21 protein-coding genes are annotated in these 21,110 nt (G+C 68.7%); 9 read left to right on the top strand and 12 right to left on the bottom strand.

The window, feature by feature from the left end:
• Positions 1 to 79 precede the first annotated feature (79 nt).
• Positions 80 to 2,470 carry an ATP-binding cassette domain-containing protein gene (locus AB0K36_RS02500; RefSeq protein ID WP_364587200.1) on the top strand — a complete coding sequence of 797 codons (2,391 nt, stop codon included), beginning with the start codon at positions 80 to 82 and terminating at the stop codon, positions 2,468 to 2,470.
• 134 nt (positions 2,471 to 2,604) lie between these two features.
• The gene (locus AB0K36_RS02495) at positions 2,605 to 3,987 is read left to right on the top strand and encodes a serine hydrolase domain-containing protein (protein WP_364587197.1); all 1,383 of its coding nucleotides are present in this window, start codon (positions 2,605 to 2,607) and stop codon (positions 3,985 to 3,987) included.
• A gap of 109 nt (positions 3,988 to 4,096) precedes the next feature.
• Here AB0K36_RS02495 and AB0K36_RS02490 read toward each other — a convergent pair whose 3' ends face one another.
• The 3 genes from AB0K36_RS02490 to AB0K36_RS02480 all read right to left on the bottom strand — a co-directional run bounded on the left by AB0K36_RS02490 (position 4,097) and on the right by AB0K36_RS02480 (position 6,093).
• Positions 4,097 to 4,564 carry a MarR family winged helix-turn-helix transcriptional regulator gene (locus AB0K36_RS02490; protein WP_364587194.1) on the bottom strand — a complete coding sequence of 156 codons (468 nt, stop codon included), beginning with the start codon at positions 4,562 to 4,564 and terminating at the stop codon, positions 4,097 to 4,099.
• A 124-nt stretch (positions 4,565 to 4,688) separates the two neighbouring features.
• Entirely contained in the window at positions 4,689 to 5,543 is an 855-nt protein-coding gene (locus AB0K36_RS02485) for a GNAT family N-acetyltransferase (RefSeq protein ID WP_364587191.1), read from the bottom strand.
• Between the two features lie 4 nt (positions 5,544 to 5,547).
• Entirely contained in the window at positions 5,548 to 6,093 is a 546-nt protein-coding gene (locus tag AB0K36_RS02480) for a DUF2269 domain-containing protein (protein WP_364587188.1), read from the bottom strand.
• Positions 6,094 to 6,170: 77 nt separating this feature from the next.
• On the opposite strand from AB0K36_RS02480, the gene AB0K36_RS02475 reads away from it, so the two are divergent.
• Positions 6,171 to 6,812, top strand: coding sequence for an HAD family hydrolase (locus AB0K36_RS02475; RefSeq protein ID WP_364587185.1), 642 nt, complete (start codon positions 6,171 to 6,173; stop codon positions 6,810 to 6,812).
• Positions 6,813 to 6,826: 14 nt separating this feature from the next.
• On the opposite strand, the gene AB0K36_RS02470 is transcribed toward AB0K36_RS02475, so the two are convergent.
• The 5 genes from AB0K36_RS02470 to AB0K36_RS02450 form a co-directional block, all read right to left on the bottom strand.
• A complete protein-coding gene (locus AB0K36_RS02470; RefSeq protein WP_189473100.1) occupies positions 6,827 to 7,306 on the bottom strand; it encodes an NUDIX domain-containing protein in 480 nt (159 codons plus the stop codon).
• A 61-nt stretch (positions 7,307 to 7,367) separates the two neighbouring features.
• On the bottom strand, positions 7,368 to 8,258 hold the full coding sequence (locus tag AB0K36_RS02465; RefSeq protein WP_364587182.1) for a LysR family transcriptional regulator: 891 nt from the start codon (positions 8,256 to 8,258) through the stop codon (positions 7,368 to 7,370).
• A gap of 196 nt (positions 8,259 to 8,454) precedes the next feature.
• The gene (locus AB0K36_RS02460; RefSeq protein ID WP_364587179.1) at positions 8,455 to 9,621 is read right to left on the bottom strand and encodes a cystathionine gamma-lyase; all 1,167 of its coding nucleotides are present in this window, start codon (positions 9,619 to 9,621) and stop codon (positions 8,455 to 8,457) included.
• Positions 9,618 to 10,115 (bottom strand): low molecular weight protein-tyrosine-phosphatase, encoded by a 498-nt coding sequence (locus AB0K36_RS02455; protein ID WP_364587176.1) that lies wholly within the window; start codon positions 10,113 to 10,115, stop codon positions 9,618 to 9,620. Before AB0K36_RS02455 ends, AB0K36_RS02460 begins: the two co-directional genes overlap by 4 nt.
• A 7-nt stretch (positions 10,116 to 10,122) precedes the next feature.
• Positions 10,123 to 10,500: a phage holin family protein gene (locus AB0K36_RS02450; protein ID WP_364587173.1), complete on the bottom strand. Its 378-nt coding sequence runs from the start codon at positions 10,498 to 10,500 to the stop codon at positions 10,123 to 10,125.
• A 51-nt stretch (positions 10,501 to 10,551) separates the two neighbouring features.
• On the opposite strand from AB0K36_RS02450, the gene AB0K36_RS02445 reads away from it, so the two are divergent.
• From AB0K36_RS02445 to AB0K36_RS02430, 4 genes are all read left to right on the top strand, one after another.
• The gene (locus tag AB0K36_RS02445) at positions 10,552 to 10,869 is read left to right on the top strand and encodes a cupin domain-containing protein (RefSeq protein WP_005315079.1); all 318 of its coding nucleotides are present in this window, start codon (positions 10,552 to 10,554) and stop codon (positions 10,867 to 10,869) included.
• Between the two features lie 128 nt (positions 10,870 to 10,997).
• Positions 10,998 to 11,210 (top strand): DUF5326 family protein, encoded by a 213-nt coding sequence (locus tag AB0K36_RS02440; protein ID WP_189473268.1) that lies wholly within the window; start codon positions 10,998 to 11,000, stop codon positions 11,208 to 11,210.
• A gap of 249 nt (positions 11,211 to 11,459) precedes the next feature.
• Positions 11,460 to 12,227: an IclR family transcriptional regulator gene (locus AB0K36_RS02435; RefSeq protein ID WP_364587170.1), complete on the top strand. Its 768-nt coding sequence runs from the start codon at positions 11,460 to 11,462 to the stop codon at positions 12,225 to 12,227.
• 135 nt (positions 12,228 to 12,362) lie between these two features.
• Positions 12,363 to 12,797, top strand: coding sequence for an SsgA family sporulation/cell division regulator (locus AB0K36_RS02430; protein WP_364587167.1), 435 nt, complete (start codon positions 12,363 to 12,365; stop codon positions 12,795 to 12,797).
• Between the two features lie 32 nt (positions 12,798 to 12,829).
• Here the strand turns inward: AB0K36_RS02430 and AB0K36_RS02425 are convergent, their stop codons facing one another.
• Positions 12,830 to 14,164 (bottom strand): YibE/F family protein, encoded by a 1,335-nt coding sequence (locus AB0K36_RS02425; protein WP_364587164.1) that lies wholly within the window; start codon positions 14,162 to 14,164, stop codon positions 12,830 to 12,832.
• Positions 14,165 to 14,360: 196 nt separating this feature from the next.
• Here AB0K36_RS02425 and thiC point away from each other — a divergent pair, with 196 nt between their 5' ends.
• Positions 14,361 to 16,148 carry a phosphomethylpyrimidine synthase ThiC gene (gene thiC, locus AB0K36_RS02420; protein WP_364587161.1) on the top strand — a complete coding sequence of 596 codons (1,788 nt, stop codon included), beginning with the start codon at positions 14,361 to 14,363 and terminating at the stop codon, positions 16,146 to 16,148.
• 101 nt (positions 16,149 to 16,249) lie between these two features.
• Here the strand turns inward: thiC and AB0K36_RS02415 are convergent, their stop codons facing one another.
• The 3 genes from AB0K36_RS02415 to AB0K36_RS02405 form a co-directional block, all read right to left on the bottom strand.
• Entirely contained in the window at positions 16,250 to 17,080 is an 831-nt protein-coding gene (locus tag AB0K36_RS02415; RefSeq protein WP_364587158.1) for a hypothetical protein, read from the bottom strand.
• A 145-nt stretch (positions 17,081 to 17,225) separates the two neighbouring features.
• Entirely contained in the window at positions 17,226 to 18,323 is a 1,098-nt protein-coding gene (locus AB0K36_RS02410) for a metallophosphoesterase (RefSeq protein ID WP_435877767.1), read from the bottom strand.
• A 181-nt stretch (positions 18,324 to 18,504) separates the two neighbouring features.
• Entirely contained in the window at positions 18,505 to 19,617 is a 1,113-nt protein-coding gene (locus AB0K36_RS02405) for a LacI family DNA-binding transcriptional regulator (protein ID WP_364587152.1), read from the bottom strand.
• 403 nt (positions 19,618 to 20,020) lie between these two features.
• On the opposite strand from AB0K36_RS02405, the gene hisC reads away from it, so the two are divergent.
• On the top strand, positions 20,021 to 21,100 hold the full coding sequence (gene hisC, locus AB0K36_RS02400; protein ID WP_364587149.1) for a histidinol-phosphate transaminase: 1,080 nt from the start codon (positions 20,021 to 20,023) through the stop codon (positions 21,098 to 21,100).
• Positions 21,101 to 21,110 lie beyond the last annotated feature (10 nt).

The raw sequence follows: 21,110 nt of genomic DNA, 5'->3' as shown, positions 1-21,110 counted from the left end.
TACTGCTCGAAGCCGACCAGTCGAGCAGGCGACGCCGACGGAGACCGCGAAGGCGGCCCGCCCAACAGATGGAGACACGATGAGCAAGGCCACGAGGACGGACACGCGATCGCCTGCGTCGCACGTTGCCGACAGCCACGATCTGATCCGGGTGCACGGCGCGCGGGAGAACAACCTCAAGGACGTCAGCATCGAGATCCCGAAGCGCCGTCTGACGGTGTTCACCGGTGTCTCCGGCTCGGGCAAGAGCTCGCTCGTGTTCAACACGATCGCCGCGGAATCGCAGCGGATGATCAACGAGACCTACAGTGCCTTCGTCCAGGGCTTCATGCCGACGCTGGCCCGTCCCGAGGTGGACGTACTCGACGGGCTGACGACTGTGATCACTGTCGACCAGCAGCGTCTGGGTGCCGACCCCCGCTCCACGGTGGGCACCGCCACCGACGCCAACGCGATGCTGCGCATCCTCTTCAGCCGGCTCGGGCAGCCGCACATCGGCCCGCCCAGCGCGTACGCCTTCAATGTCCCGTCGGTCCGGGCGAGCGGTGCGATCACCGTCGAGCGCGGTGCGAAGAAGGCGGTGAAGGCCACCTTCACCCGCACCGGTGGCATGTGCCAGCGCTGCGAAGGCCGGGGTTCGGTCTCGGACATCGACCTCACCCAGCTCTACGACGACTCCAAGTCGATCGCCGAGGGCGCCTTCACCATCCCCGGCTGGAAGTCGGACAGCTTCTGGACCGTGCGGCTGTACGCCGAGTCGGGCTTCCTCGACCCGGACAAGCCGATCCGCAAGTTCACCAAGAAGGAGATGCAGGACTTCCTTTACCGGGAGCCGACCAAGGTGAAGGTCGAAGGAGTCAACCTCACCTACGAGGGGCTGATCCCCAAGATCCAGAAGTCGTTCCTGTCCAAGGACAAGGAGGCGATGCAGCCGCACATCCGGGCGTTCGTGGAGCGGGCGGTCACCTTCACCACCTGCCCCGAGTGCGACGGGACGCGGCTCAGCGAGGGGGCCCGGTCGTCGAAGATCAAGGGCATCAGCATCGCCGACGCCTGCGTGATGCAGATCAGCGACCTGGCCGAGTGGGTCCGCGGCCTCGACGAGCCGTCGGTGGCACCGTTGCTGACGACGCTGGGGGGAACTCTCGACTCGTTCGTGGAGATCGGGCTGGGATACCTCTCGCTGGACCGGCCGTCGGGCACGCTCTCGGGCGGCGAGGCGCAGCGCGTCAAGATGATCCGCCACCTCGGTTCCTCGCTCACCGACGTCACCTACGTCTTCGACGAGCCGACCATCGGCCTGCACCCCCATGACATCCAGCGGATGAACGACCTGCTGCTGCGGCTGCGGGACAAGGGGAACACGGTGCTCGTCGTGGAGCACAAGCCGGAGACGATCGCGATCGCCGACCACGTGGTCGACCTCGGTCCTGGAGCCGGTACGGCGGGTGGCACCGTCTGCTTCGAGGGCACCGTCGAGGGCCTGCGGGCCGGTGACACCATCACCGGCCGTCATCTCGACGACCGGGCGGCTCTCAAGGAGACGGTGCGCAAGCCCACCGGCACGCTGGAGATCCGCGGCGCGACGGCGAACAATCTGCGTGACGTCGACGTCGACATCCCGCTCGGCGTGCTCGCCGTCGTCACGGGCGTCGCCGGTTCCGGGAAGAGTTCGCTCCTGCACGGGTCGATCCCGGCCGGCGAGGATGTCGTGTCGGTCGATCAAGGCGCGATCCGCGGCTCCCGGCGGAGCAACCCGGCGACCTACACCGGACTGCTCGACCCGATCCGCAAGGCGTTCGCGAAGGCCAACGGCGTGAAGCCGGCGCTGTTCAGCGCCAACTCCGAGGGCGCCTGCCCGAACTGCAACGGCGCCGGCGTCACCTACATCGACCTGGCGATGATGGCCGGCGTCGCCACACCGTGCGAGGAGTGCGAGGGCAAGCGGTTCCAGGCGTCGGTGCTGGAGTACCACCTCGGCGGCCGCGACATCAGCGAGGTGCTGGCGATGTCGGTGACCGAGGCAGAGGACTTCTTCGGCGCCGGCGAGGCGCACACGCCGACCGCGCACAAGATCCTTGAGCGGCTCGCCGATGTCGGCCTCGGCTATCTGACCCTGGGGCAGCCTCTCACCACGCTGTCCGGCGGCGAGCGGCAACGACTCAAGCTGGCCACACACATGGGCGAGAAGGGCGGCGTCTACATCCTCGACGAGCCGACCACCGGCCTTCACCTCGCCGACGTCGAGCAGCTGCTCGGCCTTCTCGACCGGCTCGTCGACTCCGGCAAGTCGGTCATCGTCATCGAGCACCACCAGGCCGTGATGGCGCACGCCGACTGGATCATCGACCTCGGTCCCGGCGCCGGCCACGACGGCGGCCGGATCGTCTTCGAGGGCACACCGGCCGACCTCGTCGCCGCGCGCTCCACCCTCACCGGGGAGCACCTCGCGGCCTACGTCCGCAGTTGACCGAGGCTTCACGGACACGCCGGGACGAGGTTGCTCGACGCACGCTCGACGACCTCGTCCCCGTGTCACCGGTGCGTCCCCGTGTCAGCGGTAATGCGGTCGACGCAGATGGACGTCACCGATAGACCTGAGCCATGACTTCAGCCATGGAAGAACTGCTGCCCGGTACCCGACGTGCCCTGCTGTACCGCATCGCCGTAGCCCAGAGCGAAGGGCGGGCACCGTCGCTGGCCGCCGCGGTACAACGGAATGGGCACCTGGTGTGGACGGGGTCCCGTACGTCCGTCGCCGGTCACGCTCCTGACGCGGACACCCAGTACCGCATCGGTTCCATCACCAAGACGTTCACCGCCGTCCTGGTGATGCGGCTGCGTGACGAGGGGCTGCTCGGTCTCGACGACCCGCTGGACAAGCATCTGCCCGGCACAGGAGTGGGTGAGTCGACCATTGCCCAACTGCTGGGGCACAGTGCCGGCCTGAGCGCCGAGACCCCGCCGCCGTGGTGGGAGCGGACCCCTGGTTCGATGCGTCCCGAGCTCTCCGACGTGCTCGGTGAAGACACGGCGATGCACCCCGCCGGCCGACGGCACCACTACTCCAACCCTGGCTACACCCTGCTCGGATCGCTGGTCGAAGCCGTCCGAGGGGTGTCATGGGAGGAGGCGCTGAGGCGGGAGATCCTCGAGCCTCTTGGGCTGGAGCGGACGAGTGCACAGCCGCAGGCTCCCCATGCAGGCGGCTGGGCCGTTCACCCCTGGGCGGACGTGATGCTTCCCGAGCCTGTCGAGGACCTCGGGCTCATGGCCCCAGCCGGGCAGCTCTGGTCCACCCCTGCCGACCTGTGCCGGTTCGCCGCCTTCCTGGCCGCGGGTGACGAGCGGGTGCTCGGTGCCGAGTCCGTGCGGGAGATGCGGGTGCCGTCCGTGCCGCTGGAGGCGGGGGAGTGGAACGGCACCTATGGGCTCGGGCTCCAGATCCTGCGGCACGAGGGGCGGACTCTCGTCGGCCACTCCGGCTCGTTGCCCGGATTCGTCGCGGGACTGTGGGTGAGCGTGGAGGACGGCGTCGCTGCGGTGGCGCTCGCCAACGCCACCTCGGGGCCGCCGGCGGCGACGGTCGCCGCAGACCTCGTGCACATCGTCGCCGACGCCGAGCCGAAGATTCCTGAGCCGTGGCGACCGCTGCCCGAGGTCGACCAGGAGCTCCTGGGACTGACCGGCCCCTGGTACTGGGGGACCTCTGCCTATGTCCTGCGTCTCGTCGCCGATCGGGGTGTGGAGCTGGAGCCGCTGCGCGGCGGGGGCCGCCGGTCGCGCTTTCTGGTCGGCGCCGACGGGACGTGGACCGGCCTCGACGGCTACTACGCAGGAGAGACACTGCGGGTGGTGCGCCGAGGTGACGGTTCGGTGAGTCATCTGGATCTGGGCTCGTTCGTCTTCACCCGGGAGCCCTACGAGCCCGGCGACGCTGTGCCCGGGGGCGTGGACCCCGAGGGCTGGCGGGGATTCCGCTTCTGAAGCGCAGGTGAGGTTTCACGTGAAACCGGCGGTGTCCGGTTTCACGTGAAACGTCGATCGGCCGCAGGGCGCCGCTGCCACCAGCGGCCGCCCGGCCGCGGCCCCAGGCCTATGCCGCGGCAGCGGGCGCCTTGAGCTCCTCGACGGCTCTGACCAGCGGGGCGAGCTCCGGGTCCTTGGCCGCCTCATCGAGTGCCTCGCGAAGTGCCGCATCGTTGGTGGGCCGGGCTTCGGACAGCAGCTGCAGGCCCGCTTCGCTGACGTCGGTGTAGATGCCCCGCCGGTCGGTGGGGCAGAGGTAGCGGGCCAGAAGTCCACGGTCCTCGAGGCGAGTGACCAGCCGGGTGGTGGCGCTCTGGCTGAGGACCACGGCGTCGGCGACCTGCTTCATCTGGAGATGGCCGCCCTCGCCGCTGTGCTGGCGGCTGAGAACATCAAGGAGGGAGTACTCGCGGACGCTGAGGTTGTGCTTCGCCTCGAGGGCCCGGCCGATGTGGGATTCGATCCGGCCGTGAAGCAGCGAGAGAGCGCACCACCCCTGCGCGAGGGCGGTAAGGGCGGGGTCGGTCGCTGTCATCTGTCTCCTCCTCGGGGTCGGAGCGGCTTACCACCAGGGTAGGCCATAACTGCAATAGACCGCGTATGCAATTTAAGGGCGCGTGCAACTATGTGCCCCTGGGTTCCATGGCCCGACTGACCGACTAGCCCGCCGCGACCGTCAGCGGCGCGAAACGGCGGCTCCAGTCGCCGGGAAGGTCCGCTGTTCCGAGGGTCATCACGGCGTTGAAGGCGATCGGCTCCAGGCCCCGCTCCTTCACCCAGTCGAGAAGCTCCTTGTGCCGCACGTCGATGTCGGTGCGCAGCGGCCGGTCCGTTCCGTCGGCCAGCGAGGAGATCAGAGCCTTCGCGGTCTCCGTGTCCCGGGCGATCAGAGGACCGATGACATGGGTGTCCATGTTCGGCCAGGCCGCCGCGTAGCCCGTCAGTGTGCCGTCCTCTTCCGCGACGCGGAACTGGTCGGCGAACGAGGGAAGCCGCGTGATCATGTGGGTGCGGTCGAGGCCGAAGACCTCGGTGTCCATGCGGATAACCGCGGCGAGGTCCTCGGCGGTCGCAGGGCGGGTCGACACCTGCGGTTGTGGGTCGGAATCGGTGAAGCGGCCCCGGACCATCTCCGCTCGGCCGGTCGTGGTGAAACCCAGTTCTTCGTAGAGGGGCTGTCCGTAGGGCGTGGCATGGAGGGTGAGCGGAGTGCTGCTCATCTCCTGCAGCACGTGCTTCATCAGACGGCGCCCGACGCCCTGGCGGGAGTACCGCTCAGCCACCAGCACCATGCCGATGGCGGCAAGGCCGGTGCCGTAGTGCGTGACGACGCAGGAGGTGACCAGGCCCTTGCCGTCGGGGTCGTCGATCCCGTATCCCGTACCTGCGGTGAGGAGCAGACCCCACTTGTGCTCCTCCCGCGGCCACCCGCGGTCCTCGGAGAGATCGGCACACGCGGCCACGTCGTCCTTGGTGAGGCGCCTGATGGGAAGTTGGGACAGCGGTGTCTGCATGAGGTCAGGCTGTCTGACGCGTTGATCGTTCGTCCACCACTTTTCGTGAACTGGTCGAGACACGAAGTCGGCGGCCGCGGCGAGTGAGGCCCCACGGCTTGAGGACCGAGACGACGGTCATGAACACATAAGCGGTCAGGGATACCGCCGGTCCCATCAGAAGGTCGCGAGGCTCGGCGACCACTCCGCCCGAGGTGATGGTGTCGGCGGCCCTGTCGACCCCAGGGCGAAGCACAAGGGCGGATGCCGTGGTGGTCGCGAGGGTGAGCCAGAACTTGATGAACACCCATCGATGGCGCGCCAGTCCCCACTGCGTGCCCAGTGACAGTACGAGGCCACTGGTCAGAGTGAGCAGCGCCAGGGGAAGCACCAGCCAGTCGGTGAAGACCTCCATCGACCGGTACGAAGCTTCGGCCATGGACGTGGATTCCGAGGTGTACGCCGCGAGCGCAAGGGCCAGCAGACCGAGGGTGAGACCGAGCCAGCCGGCCGACGCGGCGACATGGACGACGAGTGTGGTGCGGCGAACGGGACGCTTGAGTGGTTTCACGTGAAACACGGTGCCTGTCGCGATGGTCCTGCTGCGTCTGACAGCGGGAGTAATCACGGGTACTAACCTCGGCGTACATGAGCAGACGGCCAAGGCTTCACATCTTCGATCTGGACGGCACGCTGATCCGCGGCTCGGCGGCCCCGGTCGAGATATCACGCCAGCTCGGGTTGCTGGAGGAGATCGGTGAGGTGGAGCGGGACCTGATCGCAGGCCGGATCGGTCCTCCGGAGTACGCGGTGCGTGTGCACGCCTTGTGGACGGACCTCACCGAGGCCCATGTGGCGGCTGCCTTTGAGTCCGCTCCCTGGCTCATGGGCATCCGGGAGGTGTGGCGCGAGATCCGCTCGCGTGGTGACTACTGCGCTGTGATCTCCCTGTCGCCGTCGTTCTTCGTGGAGCGGCTGCTGGACTGGGGCGCCCACGCGGCTCATGGATCACGTTTCCCCGACGTTCCGTTCACCCAGCCTGTGGATCCGGCAGGCATCCTCAGCGCGGCCGCGAAGGTGGACATCGCCGGCCGGCTCTGCACAGGCTTCGGACTGGGGCTGGACGACTGCGTCGCCTACGGGGATTCCCTGTCGGATGCCGCGATCTTCGCAGCGGTGCCCACGGCGGTGGCCGTGAACGCCGACCACCATGTCGCCGGACTGGCCAGCCACACCTATGTGGGGAGTGATCTGCGCGAGGCGTATGAACTGGTGCTGCCCGCCGGATAGTTCGATCCGGCGGATCAACCGAGGTCGGGTGCGTGCATGGCCCTGACGCCTTCGATGTTGCCGTCCAGGTAGTGGCGCAGCGACAGGGGCACCAGATGGACGGCGGCGATTCCGACGCGGCTGAACGGCACCCGCACGATCTCGTACCCTCCGCAGGGTTCGTCGACCTCCGGGCCGTGTCGCAAGGAAGGGTCCATGGATTCCAGACGGCAGACGAAGAAGTGCTGCACCTTCACCCCTGTCACGCCGCCGTCGGCGATGTGCTCGACGGTGTCGACGAAGCACGGAACGACATCGGTGATCTTGGCGCCGAGCTCCTCGTCGACCTCCCGGTGGAGGGCGTCGACGACAGTGGCGTCCTCGGGCTCGACCCCGCCGCCGGGCGTGAGCCAGTAGGGATCCACGCCGGGCTTGGTCCGCTTGATCAGGATGAGGTCGTCGCCGTCGAGCAGGATGGCGCGTGCGGTGCGCTTGACCACTGGTCGTTCGGTCATGGCAAGAGAGTGGCCCATGTCTTCGCTCTTGAAACTCCTGTGGGCATTCTGTGCCGTGTCCTCACCAATCGGCCGCGGCGCGCAGCAGGCCTTCGTGCGCCCGGGCGATGTGGGGATGGGCGAGGGTGCCGGTGCGTATGACCAGGAAGTACGTGCGCAGGGGAGGCACCGGTGGTTCGAGGAGAGCGACGACGCGGCCGCGTTCGAGGGCGTCCTCGCACAGGTAGCGCGGCAGTACGGCGAGCCCGGCTCCGGATGCGGTCGCTTCCAGGACGGCCCTCAGATCGGGCGCGATGACGGTGCCGGCCGCGGCCGGCCGTGAGTCGAAGACGGAGTGCCAGTACCTCGAGACGAACGGCAGGGACTCATGGACCTCGACCACCGGGAGCTGCTCGAGGACCACATGGCCCTTGCGTAACACCGAGGGCCCCAGGTGGACCGCCCAGCGGGGAGCGGCGACGAGCACGTGCTCCTCGTCGCACAGTGGCGTGGCGGTGAGGATCCGGCCACGGGGCCTGGCGGTGGTGATGGCGAGGTCGTGGTGGCCTGCGGCGAGGCCTTCGAGGACCTCCTCCGCGGTCCCGAAGGAGGCGCGCAGGGTGGATCCCTGGCCGATCAGGGGCGTGAGTGCGGGAAGTGCGCGCGCGGAGGTGAATTCGGGCGGCCCTGCGAGGTGGAGCGTGCGGATGCCGGTCTCGGTGTCGAGACCTACCTCGGCTATCTCGAGCAGGGCGTCCAGATGCGGTGCCGCGCGGTGTGCGAGTTCGTCCCCGATGGTGGTCGGGGTGACGCCGCGCGCCTGCCGGAGGAAGAGCGGCCTGCCGAGCTGTCGCTCCAGCGTGCGGATCTGACCGGTGACCGCGGGCTGGGAGAGTCCGAGCAGTGCGGCGGCGCGTGTGAACGACCCGGCCCGGTGCACGGTGACGAATGTGCGCAGTAGGGCCAGATCCATGCCATGCCCTTCCCGATCCGACGTTGCCCCCGAACCCGGCCAACTATAAATAAGTCGATAGGTCTCTGTCGCTAGCGTGATTGGACACTGACGCAGAGTCAACTAGCCTTGTCGGCACGGTTCTTCGCGCGCAGGAGCCGAGGGCGGTCCGAGCCATGAGGGGGGAGGCTCGGACCGCCCGTCACCGTGCGCCGGGTCAGGCCGTGGGCGTGGACGGCGATACGTCCCCTGCCGGGGCGGCGGCCGCGTCCAGTGCGTGAAGCACGTCGGCCACCAGGTCGTCGCCGTCCTCGGCGCCGGCGGAGAAGCGGATGAAGCCCTCGGGTACGGCGTCACCGCCCCACCGGCCGCGGCGTTCGGCGGTCGAGCGCACCCCGCCGAAGCTGGTGGCGTCGTCGACCAGGCGCAGCCCGTTGAGGAAGCGCTCCGCGTGAGCCCGGTCGGGCAGGTTGAAGGAGACGACGCATCCGAAGCGCCGCATCTGCTGTGCGGCGATCTTGTGCGAAGGGTCGTTCGGCAATCCGGGATGACGCAGACCGCTGACCTCGGCACGGCCGTTCAACGCCTGTGCGACGGCCAGCGCGTTCGCGCTCTGCCGGTCCGCGCGCAGCTGCAGTGTGGCGAGCGACCGGTGCGCGAGCCAGGACTCCATCGGGCCCGGGATCGCCCCGACGATCTTGCGCCACCGCCGTACTCCGGCCGCGAGCTGCGGATCACGGCAGGTCACGTGGCCGAGCAGGATGTCTCCGTGGCCGGTCATGCCCTTGGTGTCGCTGGCCACGGAGAAATCGGCGCCCAGCTCGAGCGGCCGCTGGCCGAGGGGGGTGGCCAGCGTGTTGTCCACGGCGACGAGCGCGCCTGCCGCGTGGGCGAGCTCGGCCAGCCGCCGCACGTCGCACACGTCGAGTCCCGGGTTGGAGGGCGTCTCGATCCACAGCAGGCGCGCCCCGTCGATCAGGGCGGCCTGTGCGTCCCCGGCGGTCGGCGCCGTGCGTACCTCGATGCCGAACGCGCGCAGCTGCTCGTGCACCAGAGGCAGTGCCTGATAACCGTCGTCGGGCATCACGACGACGTCTCCCGCCTTCAGCTGCGACATGAGAACGGCGGAGATCGCCGCCATGCCGGAGGCGAACGTGACGGTCTCGACGGCCTCCCCCGGGGCCTCGAGCTCACCGATGGCCCGCTCCAGATGGGTCCAGGTCGGGTTCTCGTCGCGGCCGTAGGTGTAGGGGCCCGTCGGCTCTCCGGGCAGATGGAAGTGAGCCGCGAAGACGGGCCCGGGCAGGGTCGGTTCGTACTTCACCGGTTCGGGCAGCCCCGCCCGTACCGCCGTGGTGCCGTCCCCCTGGGTCGTGCCTGTCATGCCGCTCGCTCCTCAAGTGCAGTTCTCACGGCGTCGAGCAGGCCCTTGCCCGCCGCCTCCACCATCTCCAGGCACTCCTCGAATCCGTCCATGCCGCCGTAGTACGGGTCGGGGACGTCGAGGTCCTCCGGCTGGGCGGGGTCGTACGAGCGCAACAGCCGCACCTTCGCGGCGTCCGCCGGCGTCGGCGCCAGCCTCCGCAGCGCTCGCAAGTGCCCTGCGTCCAGCGCGATCACGAGGTCCAGGCCGTCGAACCACTCCGACCGGAACTGCCTTGCGGAGTGATCAGAGAGGTAGCCGTTCGCCTCGAGCACGGAGACGGTGCGCGGGTCGGCACCGTCCCCTTCGTGCCAGCCACCGGTGCCGGCGCTGTCGACACGGACGACGGGGCCGAGCCCGGCGTCCTCGACGAAGGCGCGGAAGACCGCCTCGGCCATCGGCGACCGGCAGATGTTTCCCGTGCACACGAAGCCCACGCGATACGGGGAATTCATACGCTGCTCAGTCCTTGTCGGGCAGGACGAGGTTCAGCGCCCAGGAGACGACGGAGATGATCAGGGCGCCGAGCACCGCCGTCCAGAAGCCGTCGACGTGGAAGCTGAGGTCCAGCTTGTCGGCGAGCCAGGACGTGAGGAGCAGCATCAGAGCATTGATCACCAGTGTGATCAGACCGAGGGTAAGGATGAACAGTGGCAGGGTCAGCAGCTTCACCACAGGCTTGACGACGAAGTTCACCAGGCCGAAGAGAAGAGCGACCAGGACCAGCGTCCAGGCCTTCTTGCCCGTGCTGTCACCGGTCAGTGTGATGTCCTGCAGCAACCACACGGCCACCCAGAGGGCGCCTGCGTTGGCGATCGTCTTGACTAGAAAATTCATCATGTGTCTGATCGTGGCAGACGTGATCGGACCGACGGCAGGGGCGGGACAGGCATGAAGGCATTCCGGCTGGACGAACTCGAGGCGGAACGCGCCGCGAACGACGGGGCATATCTGCAGTTCCTGCGGGAACGGAACATGTCGGTCGGCCTGTACGCGCTGGATGCCGGTGAGATCGACCCCCAGCTGCCCCACAAGCAGGACGAGGTCTACTTCGTGGTCAGCGGCCGGGCGGCGATCACCGTGGGCATGGAGACCACGCAGGTGGGGCGTGGCAGCGTCGTCTACGTGCCGGCGGGGGTCCCGCACAAGTTCCACCACATCAGCGAGGACCTGCGGGTCATGGTGGTCTTCTCTCCGCCTGAGAGCTGACGGTCCACCCCGCCGGTCCCTAGGGGTTCGGTCAGGGGAGTTCAAGGGGTCGCGGGCCCCCTTCCACGCTTCCGCCCGCCTAGCATCGAAGGCAGGCAAACCGGAGAAACGAGGTAGGGACGATGGCTGTGCGGGAGATCTTCACGGGGATGCCGTGGTGGGTCAAGTGGGTCGCGATCCCTGTGATCGCGCTGGTCGTGTTCGGTGGACTCATCGCGAGCGTCGTCGGGTTCGTGATCGGGCTTCTCTTCAAGCTGCTGGTCTTCGTCGCCCTGGTCGGCGGACTGGTCTTCGTCGTAAGGAAGTTCATGTCGTCCTCCAGCTCACGCAGTGACTGGTAGCCCTACGTCCCGCCGCCGTTAGCCCGGCCGGGGGAACGGCCGGGCAATCGGCATACGCGGTCAGGCGCTCCCGTTAAAGTGGCTCCCCATCTGCCGCCCCTCGGGACACCTGGAAGCCTGGCGCTCCCACCAGCACTTCACGGTGCCCCGGGGCCGATGCCCGTGAAGGGCTCGGGGCCGCGGCGGCCGCGCGGGGGCGGCACCCCCGCGGGTGGGCGTGCTGCCCGCCACCATGCCTGGGGGTGACCTGTGGCCGGGGCGACGAAAGCCGCTGCACCTACCCTGATCAGCTCCGTGCAGCGTGCGTTGAGGCTGCTGGAAGCGGCCGGCGCGCATCCGGACGGGGCTCCCGCGAAACAGCTCGCCCGTGAGGCCGGGATCCCTCTGCCCACCGCCTACCACCTGCTGCGGACCCTGACCCACGACGACTATCTGCGGCGTCGGAGCGGCGTGTACACGCTCGGGGAGGCCGTCGAACGCCTGGTCGGCGGCAAGCTTGGGAATCGTCGCACCACCCTCGAGGATTCCCTCGCGCACTGGCGGGACGCGATCGGCGTCCCCGTCTACTTCGCCCTCTACCGCGAGGGTGAGATCGACATCGTCGCGGTCTCCGACACGCCCTACGCTCCCGCGGTGCCCGAATGGGCGGACTTCCGGGAGACCGGACACGCGCATGCGATCGGCCAGTGCCTGCTCGGACAGCTCGACGAATCGTCGCGCCGCGACCACCTGAGCCGCCATCCCGTGCAGCCGGTGACGCCGTACACGGTGCGTGACGGGCGCACGATGCTCGAACGGCTGGCCGCCCGTGGCTCGATGGAACCCGTCGTCGAACGGCAGGAATATGCGCTTGGCACGGTCTGTGCCGCCATTCCGATCACTCTTGGTTGCCATGCCGCAACGATGGCCATTTCACTTCCGTTGGACCAGGAGGCCAGGCTGCTTCCGGCAGTTGAGCAGTTGCGCACCGGAATCGGTGGGCTGTTGGGGTCACTTGCCTTCTCTATCAGTATCTGAAATATCACTCCTTGTGATCTGCTAAGCCTTCGACCACGATGGCGTCAAGAGGGCCTAGGGGGATCGTTCCTGGTCGTTTCCTTCTGCTTTGTCAGTGCGGGTTCATTCATTGCTTCATCTGCTGCGGGGTATGTGATGCGCGAGTCGGTCCAGGCCGAGGTTCTGATGAGGTTCCTCGTCTCCGAGGAACTCTCCTTCCGGATTCCGGTGGGACTGGATTACGAGACAGGGGATCCGTACGCGGTGCGGATGACCTTCCACCTGCCCGGTGATGCGCCTGTGACCTGGGCATTCGGGCGGGAGTTGCTGCTCGACGGGATCAACGGGCCGAGCGGCGACGGTGATGTGCACATCGCGCCCGTCGGACCGGAAAGCCTGTCGGACGTGATCATCAGGCTTCGCGTCGGCGCGGATTCGGCACTGTTCAGGGCGGGAGCGGCGCCGCTGGTCGCTTTTCTCGACCGCACGGACAAGCTGCTGCCCATGGGGCAGGAGCTCACTCTCGGTCACTTCGAGCTCAGTCTGGGGGAGGCGCTCGGCCGCATCCTCGCCGAGGAGAACGCCGGCTGACGCGCCTGCTCGCCGCCGGCTTCGCCGTCCGCTCATGCCTTGCGCCGCCGCCCCCTGCCGGTCCGCACCGCCGCCCCGTTCGCGTTGCCCGGCCCCGCCGGACCGGAACGGTCCGCGGAGACGACCAGGGCGGCGAGGGCGGTCGTCACCGGCACCGAAGCGACCAGGCCGATCGAGCCCACCAGCATCCGTACGATCTCTTCGGCCACCAACTCGCTGTTGGCGACGGTGCCCACGCTGGACTGCGCGATGGAGAAGAGCAGCAGCAGCGGCAGCGCCGCACCGGCGTAGGCGAGCACCAGCGTGTTGACGACGGACGCGATGTGGTCGCGGCCGATGCGGATGGCCGAGCGGTAGAGCACCCGGGGTCCCATGTCGGGATCGGCCTGATGCAGTTCCCACACGGCGGAGGTCTGCGTCACCGTCACGTCGTCCAGGACACCGAGCGAGCCGATGATGACGCCGGCCAGCAGCAGGCCGCTCATGTCGATCTCCGGATACAGGCCGTGGATCAGACCGGTGTTGTCGTCGGTGTTCCCGCTCAGACTCGCCCAGCCGATGAACAGTGAACCGAGCAGCCCGATCAGCAGCAAGGAGATCAGTGTCCCGAGCACCGCGACGGAGGTCCGCGCGGTCACTCCGTGGCACATGTAGAGCGCGATCAGCATGATGGCGCTCGCCCCGACGATGGCCACGATCAGGGGATTGGACCCTTGCAGGATCGCGGGCAGGATGAAGAGCGTCAGGAGGGCGAACGAGACGGCGAGCGAGATCAGGGCCATCACGCCGCGCATCCGGCCGACGAGCACCACGACGAGTGCGAAGATCCCGGCCAGCAGCGCCATCGGGAATCCCCGGTCGACGTCCGTCACCGAGTACTGGAGATCGCGGGGTGCGTCCGGGGCGTACGCGACGACCACACCCTGGCCTTCCTCCAACTGCCGCGGCGCGTCCGGTTGGACGATCTCGACGAAGGTGCGGCCCTTGTCGTCGCCCGTGGTCACTTCGACGGTCGCCTTGGCGCACCGGCCCTGCTGCGAGTTGACCGCCTCGCGGCCCTCCGGCGTGGAGGTGTCGCCGGTCGGCGGGACCTGAGCGGCGTTGACGTCCTTGCAGTCGACCCGCTCGAGAGAGACCACCTTGCCCTGCTCGGTCTGCCGGTCGAAGCCGACACCGGTGCGCTCATGGCCGGGTGCGCCCCCCGGCCACAGCACGGCGAGCCCGACGAGGACGGCCGTCGCGAAGGGAATCAGGACAGCGGCGATGACCTTGCGAAGGTGCTTGGAGACTGGCGCGGCGGGCCCATGACTGTGCGCATGACTGTGGGCCTGGCCGTGCGGTTCTGGGGGCTGCGGCGATGAGGTCACGGACCGATCATCGCAAGAGCGGGAGGGGCCCTCTGTTCAGCGCGCCAGATATGACGCTAGCGTGGTGGCACCTTTGCACACGCGGGAGCTCGGAGCACCGGGCTGAGAGGGCGCTGACCTTCGTACATCCGTACGGGACAGCTGCGCCGACCGCCGAACCTGTTACCGGGTAATGCCGGCGTAGGGAGTAGGTCTCATGACCGTATCGGACGCACGCACGCCTGCCTCGAACCAGAACGACGAGGCCGGGAAGTCCATCGGCTGGCACAAGGGATACGTCGAGGGTTCGCGCCCCGACCTCCGTGTGCCGGTCCGCAAGGTGCATCTCACCAACGGCAAGGACGTGACGCTCTACGACACGTCCGGCCCGTACACCGACCCGAACGTCGAGACCGACGTTCGCCGTGGCCTGCCGCCGCTGCGGGAGAACTGGATCATCGGTCGCGGCGACACCGAGGAGTACGCGGGGCGGCCCGTCAGGCCCGAGGACGACGGGATCAAGCACACGTCGCCGCGCGGCGGGCTGCGCAACCTCGACGCGGTGTTCCCCGGCCGCCCGCGCCAGCCCCGCCGCGGACGTGACGGCCAGGCGGTCACCCAGCTCGCGTATGCCCGCCGGGGTGAGATCACGCCGGAGATGGAGTACGTCGCCATCCGCGAGAACGTCTCCCCCGAGGTGGTCCGGGAGGAGATCGCGGCCGGCCGGGCCGTGCTCCCGGCGAACGTGAACCATCCCGAGATCGAGCCGATGATCATCGGGAAGCGGTTCCTGGTGAAGGTCAACGCCAACATCGGCAACTCCGCGGTCACCTCCTCCATCGAGGAGGAGGTGGAGAAGATGACGTGGGCGACCCGCTGGGGCGCCGACACGGTCATGGACCTCTCGACGGGGCGCAACATCCACACGACCCGTGAGTGGGTGCTGCGCAACTCCCCCGTGCCGATCGGCACCGTGCCGCTGTACCAGGCATTGGAGAAGGTCGACGGCAAGGCCGAGGAGCTGACCTGGGACGTCTACAAGGACACCGTCATCGAGCAGGCCGAGCAGGGTGTCGACTACATGACGGTCCACGCGGGAGTGCTGCTGCGCTACGTGCCGTTGACGGCGCGCCGCAAGACCGGCATCGTCTCGCGCGGTGGCTCGATCATGGCGGCGTGGTGCCTCGCGCACCACAAGGAGTCCTTCCTGTACGAGCACTTCGAGGAGCTGTGCGAGATCCTCGCGGCGTACGACGTGACGTACTCCCTCGGTGACGGCCTGCGGCCCGGCTCGATCGCGGACGCCAACGACGAGGCACAGTTCGCCGAGTTGAGGACGCTCGGGGAGCTGAACTCGATCGCCAAGCGTTTCAATGTGCAGACGATGATCGAAGGCCCCGGTCACGTCCCGATGCACAAGATCAAGGAGAACATCGACCTCCAGCAGGAGATCTGCGAGGAGGCCCCGTTCTACACCCTCGGCCCGCTCACCACCGATGTGGCTCCCGCCTACGACCACATCACCTCCGGCATCGGAGCGGCGATGATCGCTTGGTGGGGTACGGCCATGCTCTGCTACGTGACGCCCAAGGAGCACCTGGGCCTTCCGAACCGTGACGACGTGAAGACCGGCGTCATCACCTACAAGATCGCCGCGCATGCGGCGGACCTCGCCAAGGGCCACCCGGGTGCCCAGGAGTGGGACGACGCGCTGTCGGACGCGCGCTTCGAGTTCCGGTGGGAGGACCAGTTCAATCTGGCACTCGACCCGGACACGGCCAGGGAGTTCCACGACGAGACGCTGCCGGCCGAGCCGGCGAAGACGGCGCACTTCTGCTCGATGTGCGGTCCGAAGTTCTGCTCGATGAAGATCTCCCAGGACATCCGGCGCAAGCACGGCGGCGACGCGGACGCGACTCCGGAGGAGATCGAGGCCGGGATGCTGGAGAAGTCGAAGGAGTTCGCCGCGGCGGGCAACCGGGTCTATCTGCCGCTCGCGGACTGACCCGCAGACGCAGCGACGGGTGAGTGGGCGGGCCGGGTCTGTGGACCGGCCCGCGTCCTCCACCCGACCCGCACCCGCCCCGGCCGGGTGCCGGCCGCTGATCACTCCGGTCGGTGTTCCGGCCCGCCGAAGTCGGGGCTGGTGAAGTCCGGGCTGGTGAAGGTCGGCCGCTGCCCGGCGGTCGACCCCTCCGCGGGGCTGGAGAACTCCGGTCCGCTGAACCCGATCTTGGGGATCCGGCTGACCGGCCGTGGTGGTGCGGTGGACGCCGGATCGGCGCTCGGGTCGGCGAGCGCCGCCCGGAGGAAGGGCAGGATTCCGCGCTCGAGGAGTGCGTGGCGCCAGGCGTCCTTCGCTCTGGACACCTCGTCCGGCAGCTCTCCGGCGGGCACCTGTTCCGCCACCTGGGCGGCGCCGTTGCGCAGAGCGGTCAGGAGCAGCCCCACCGCGGCGACCAGGATGGCGGCCGCGGTGAGGGCGCCGAAGAACCACCCGGCCGTCAGCAGGGCGTCGGCGAACGACGGCGTCGGGCTGAGCATCTTCAGGATGTAGCCGACGAGCAGGAAGATCGCCGCGGCGGTCCCGGCGAGGACGGGGGCGAGCACCGCGATGACGGCGGCGAAGCCGGCGCCGCCGCTCTCCGCGCTCTGCCCGACGGCCGGGGACAGCACGGAGCCGCCTGCCGAGGCGGCCGCCGTGGACGTGCGCATCTCCCGGCGCACCTTCACGTAATGCTCGTACTCGGCGGCGGCGGAAGCCGCTATCAATGCCGTCGCGTTGAGCGCCATGGTGCGCAACTGCTCGGCGTTGAGGCGTAGCCCCACGGCGGCGAGGTCAGGGCGTTCATGGGCGTTGCGCAGTGCTTCGTCGAGGACCCGCTGGTACTCGGCGCGGTCCTCGTTCAGCAGGTGCGGAGCGCTGTTCATGTGCATCCCCCGATGCTCCGTAGGGCCGGACGGCCCGTATGGCGGGCGGTCGAGCGGAAACGGAGGAGAGTCTGCTACGGATAAGCCGATGGTAGAGCGGTTACGGCACAGGGTGACAGGGGGTTTCCGTAAATCGCCTGCCGTAGTCGGCTCAGTCCGTCAGGGGGAGTTGCTGGACAAGAAGCTTTCCGGCCATGGTCACGCCGCCGTCCATGGCGATGGCGAGCCCGTCCGCGTAGACGTGCGGGCCCTCGACCGCCGGGCGGTCGCCGTCCTCGCCGTCCTCCGTGCCCACCTCGCCCAGCAGATACGGGATGGGGCTGTGACCATGCACGATGCGCCGGCCGCCATAGGCGGAGAGGAGCTCGCGCACCGCCTCCGGTCCGCCCTCGTCGCGGAACGCGAAGCGCTTGGTGAACTTGCGGAAGAGGTCCCAGCATTCGTCCGCGTCGGCCCGGGTGAGGACCGCATGCACGGTGTCGTTGACGTCCGCGATGGTGGACCCGTAGTCGAGATACGCGGTCGTGTCGGAGTGCAGCAGCAGATGGCTGTCCTCCTCGACGATCGCGTCGAGCCTGGCCATCCACTGCAGGTGGACCTCCTGCAGCCGGTCCATGTCCGTCTTCTGGCCGCCGTTGAGGAGCCACGCGGCCTGGAAGGTGGCGGTGCCGGCACCGGAGTTGACGGGCGTGTCCCCGAAGCGTTTGGCGCCGATCAGCAGCAGTTCGTGGTTGCCCATCAGGGCCTTGCAGTAGCCGCCGGCAGCGGCGGCCTCCGCGGAGAGGCGCATGACCAGGTCGATGACGCCGATCCCGTCGGGACCACGGTCGGTGAAGTCGCCGAGGAACCACAGCCGGGCGTTGCCGGCGGCCCAGTGCCCTTCGGCGTCGATGAGGCCCTTCGCGGCCAGGGCGGCGACGAGCTCGTCGAGGTAGCCGTGGACGTCGCCGACGACGTACAGCGGGCCCCGTCCGTCGGGAGCGGGCGCCTCGTCCGGGTCGACATGGATCTGGACGGTGTCGCCCGGGCCGCCGCGGCCGATGACGGGAAGATCGCGCGCGGTGGGCGTGTAACCCTCCGGCGGCTCGCCCTCGGGGAAGGCGTTGCCAGGATGGCCCGAACGGATCGGGTCCGCTGTGTGTGACTGCACGGGAACCTGCGCGTACGGCGGTACGCGGAAATCGCGCAACGTCGCCGTCCGGACCACGGGTCCTTGACCGGCCCCCTGAGTCATCGACCCCTCCACCACCGTCGCGCCGCCGTTCACCTCTCGGCCCAGCCTGGTCGGGGTGGTCCGCGGTGTCGTTCGCCCATCATAGGAATGAGCCAGGCGGTGTGTGACGCACCAGGGGTGGTGAAATCCTTGCGTATCCCTGGTGCGTCGGTCGTTTCGTCCCAATTGGGAAGGTCCAGTCCTTTGTGGGGACGGTTCAGTTCTTCGAAGGAGACCGTGGTGGGCTCACGGTTGTCCGCGGAGGACGGCGCTGCGACGAGGTCCTGACGATCAGTTCGGTCGGTATCACCTGCTCGACCGGCCGGTCCTCGTCGATTCCCTCGATCGCGTCGATCAGCAACTGGACGACCGCCGTGCCGATTCTGCGCGGCTTGAGCGAGAGCGTGGTGATGGGCGGCTCCGTGGTCGCGTACACGGTCGACTCGCTGCAGCACACGAGGAGCAGATCGTCGGGGACGCGCAGGCCGTACCTGCGGGCGGCGGCCAGCAGATCGGTGCCGTTGGGGTCGAAGAGTCCGTACACGGCGTCGGGCCGGTCCGGCCGGGCCAGCAGCCGGTCGGCGGCGACGGCGCCCGCGCACGGGTCGTGCGCGGGGTAGGACTCGTAGACCGGGTCCTGGCCGACGCGCTCGCACCAGTTGAGGTAGGCGGTGGTGGACAGCCGGGTGTACGTGTCCGTGGTGGTGCCGGTGAGCAGGCCGATGCGGCGGGCCCCGGCGGCGGCGAGGTGGTCGAGCAGATCGAGTACGGCGGCTTCGTGGTCGTTGTCCACCCAGGCGGTGACCGGGAGGGTGCCCGCGGGGCGGCCGTCGGAGACGACCGGCAGTCCTTGGCGCACCAGCTCCGTGACCACCGGGTCGTGGTCCGAGGGGTCGATGACGACCGTGCCGTCGAGGGCGACGTTCGACCAGACGTCGTGTCGTGAGGTGGCGGGCAGAATGACGAGTGCGTAGCCGCGGGCGAGCGCGGCCGAGGTCGCGGCTCTGGCCATCTCGGCGAAGTACGCGAACTCCGTGAAGGTGAAAGGTTCATCCCCGTACGTCGTCACGGTCAGGCCGATTAAGCCCGACTTTCCGGTACGGAGGGTTCGGGCCGCGGCGGAGGGGCGGTAGCCCAGCCGGTCTGCGACCTCGCGGACGTGTCGGCGGGTGGCGTCCGGGAGCCGGCCCTTGCCGTTGAGGGCGTCGGAGACGGTTGTGATGGAGACCCCGGCCGCGGCGGCCACGTCCCTGATGCCTGCCCGGCCTTGCCTACCGCTCCGGCGGGATGTGTCCGTCCGGCTCACCTGATGCTTCCCTGCTGCTGTCATGGCGAGCCGATAGTAGGGCTCGCGCAGGTGGTAGGGCCGGTCGCATATGCGCACGTTGACAGGCACGTTTCTGCATGATCGTTTAAGCCCGACTCCCTTGGAAACAATGGAAGTTGACCATCGGTGCAATGGAGTATCGGGTACCGGGCCGCTGAGGCCTGGCGAAGGCTCCATGTCTCGAAGAGGTCTCAACTCATCACTACGGGGGATGCGCGCCACGGCGTGAGCCACCGGCGCGCGCCAGAGTCTTGGGCGCTCCCCCTGGATCGGGCCCTCGCGAAGCCTTCCCGAAGGGCTTCGCCAGGTTCCGTGCCTCCGGCCATACGCAGCAGAGGGGAATCCTCATAAGGTGAGCAGTATTGGTTGAGTACCGATGTGCACGGACGGTCGAGGAGGACCTGCGGTGAGCGAGACGAGCCCCAAGCTGCGCGCCGAGCTGGACGGCATCCCCACATACAAGCCGGGCAAGCCCGCGGCGGCCGGCGGCCCGGTCGCCTACAAGCTGTCCTCCAACGAGAACCCCTATCCGCCGCTGCCCGGCGTGATGGAGAGCGCGATCGCCGCGGCGCAGAACTTCAACCGCTACCCCGACATGGCCTGCACCGGGCTGATGAACGAGCTCGCGGACCGGTTCGGGGTGCCGGTGACCCACCTGGCGACGGGCACCGGATCCGTCGGTGTGGCGCAGTCGCTGCTGCAGTCCACCTCCGGACCCGGCGACGAAGTGATCTACGCCTGGCGCTCCTTCGAGGCGTACCCGATCATCACGCAGATCAGCGGAGCGACGTCCGTGCAGGTCCCGCTGACCGAGGGAGAGGTGCACGACCTCGACGCCATGGCCGAGGCGATCACCGACCGCACCCGCCTCATCTTCGTCTGCAACCCGAACAACCCGACCGGCACCGTCGTGCGGCGTGCCGAGCTGGAGCGGTTCCTGGACCGGGTGCCCTCGGACGTCCTGGTGGTGCTCGACGAGGCGTACCGGGAATTCATCCGCGACGCCGATGTCCCCGACGGCCTCGAGATCTACCGTGACCGGCCGAACGTCGCGGTGCTGCGCACCTTCTCCAAGGCATACGGGCTGGCGGGGCTGCGGGTCGGCTTCGCGGTCGCCCATGAGCCGGTGGCCGCGGCGCTGCGCAAGACGGCGGTCCCCTTCGGGGTCAGCCAGCTCGCGCAGGACGCGGCGGTCGCCTCGCTCCGCGCCGAGGACGAGCTGCTGGGCCGGGTCGGCAGTCTGGTCACGGAGCGGGCCCGGGTGCACCATGCCCTGGTCGAGCAGGGCTGGACGGTTCCCGAGACGCAGGCGAACTTCGTCTGGATGCGCCTCGGCGACCGCACGCTCGATTTCGCCGCCGCGTGCGAGAAGGCCGGCGTGGTCGTCCGGCCGTTCGCGGGTGAGGGTGTGCGCGTGACCATCGGCGAGTGCGAGGCGAACGATGTGTTTCTGCACACGGCCGGGACGTTCCGCAAGGAGGACTGACGGCCTGCCG

It is taken from the genome of Streptomyces kurssanovii (genome assembly GCF_040677245.1).
Classification (GTDB): domain Bacteria; phylum Actinomycetota; class Actinomycetes; order Streptomycetales; family Streptomycetaceae; genus Streptomyces; species Streptomyces kurssanovii.
Note: the sequence above shows the minus strand (reverse complement) of the source record. Positions and strands in the feature narration are given on the sequence as shown.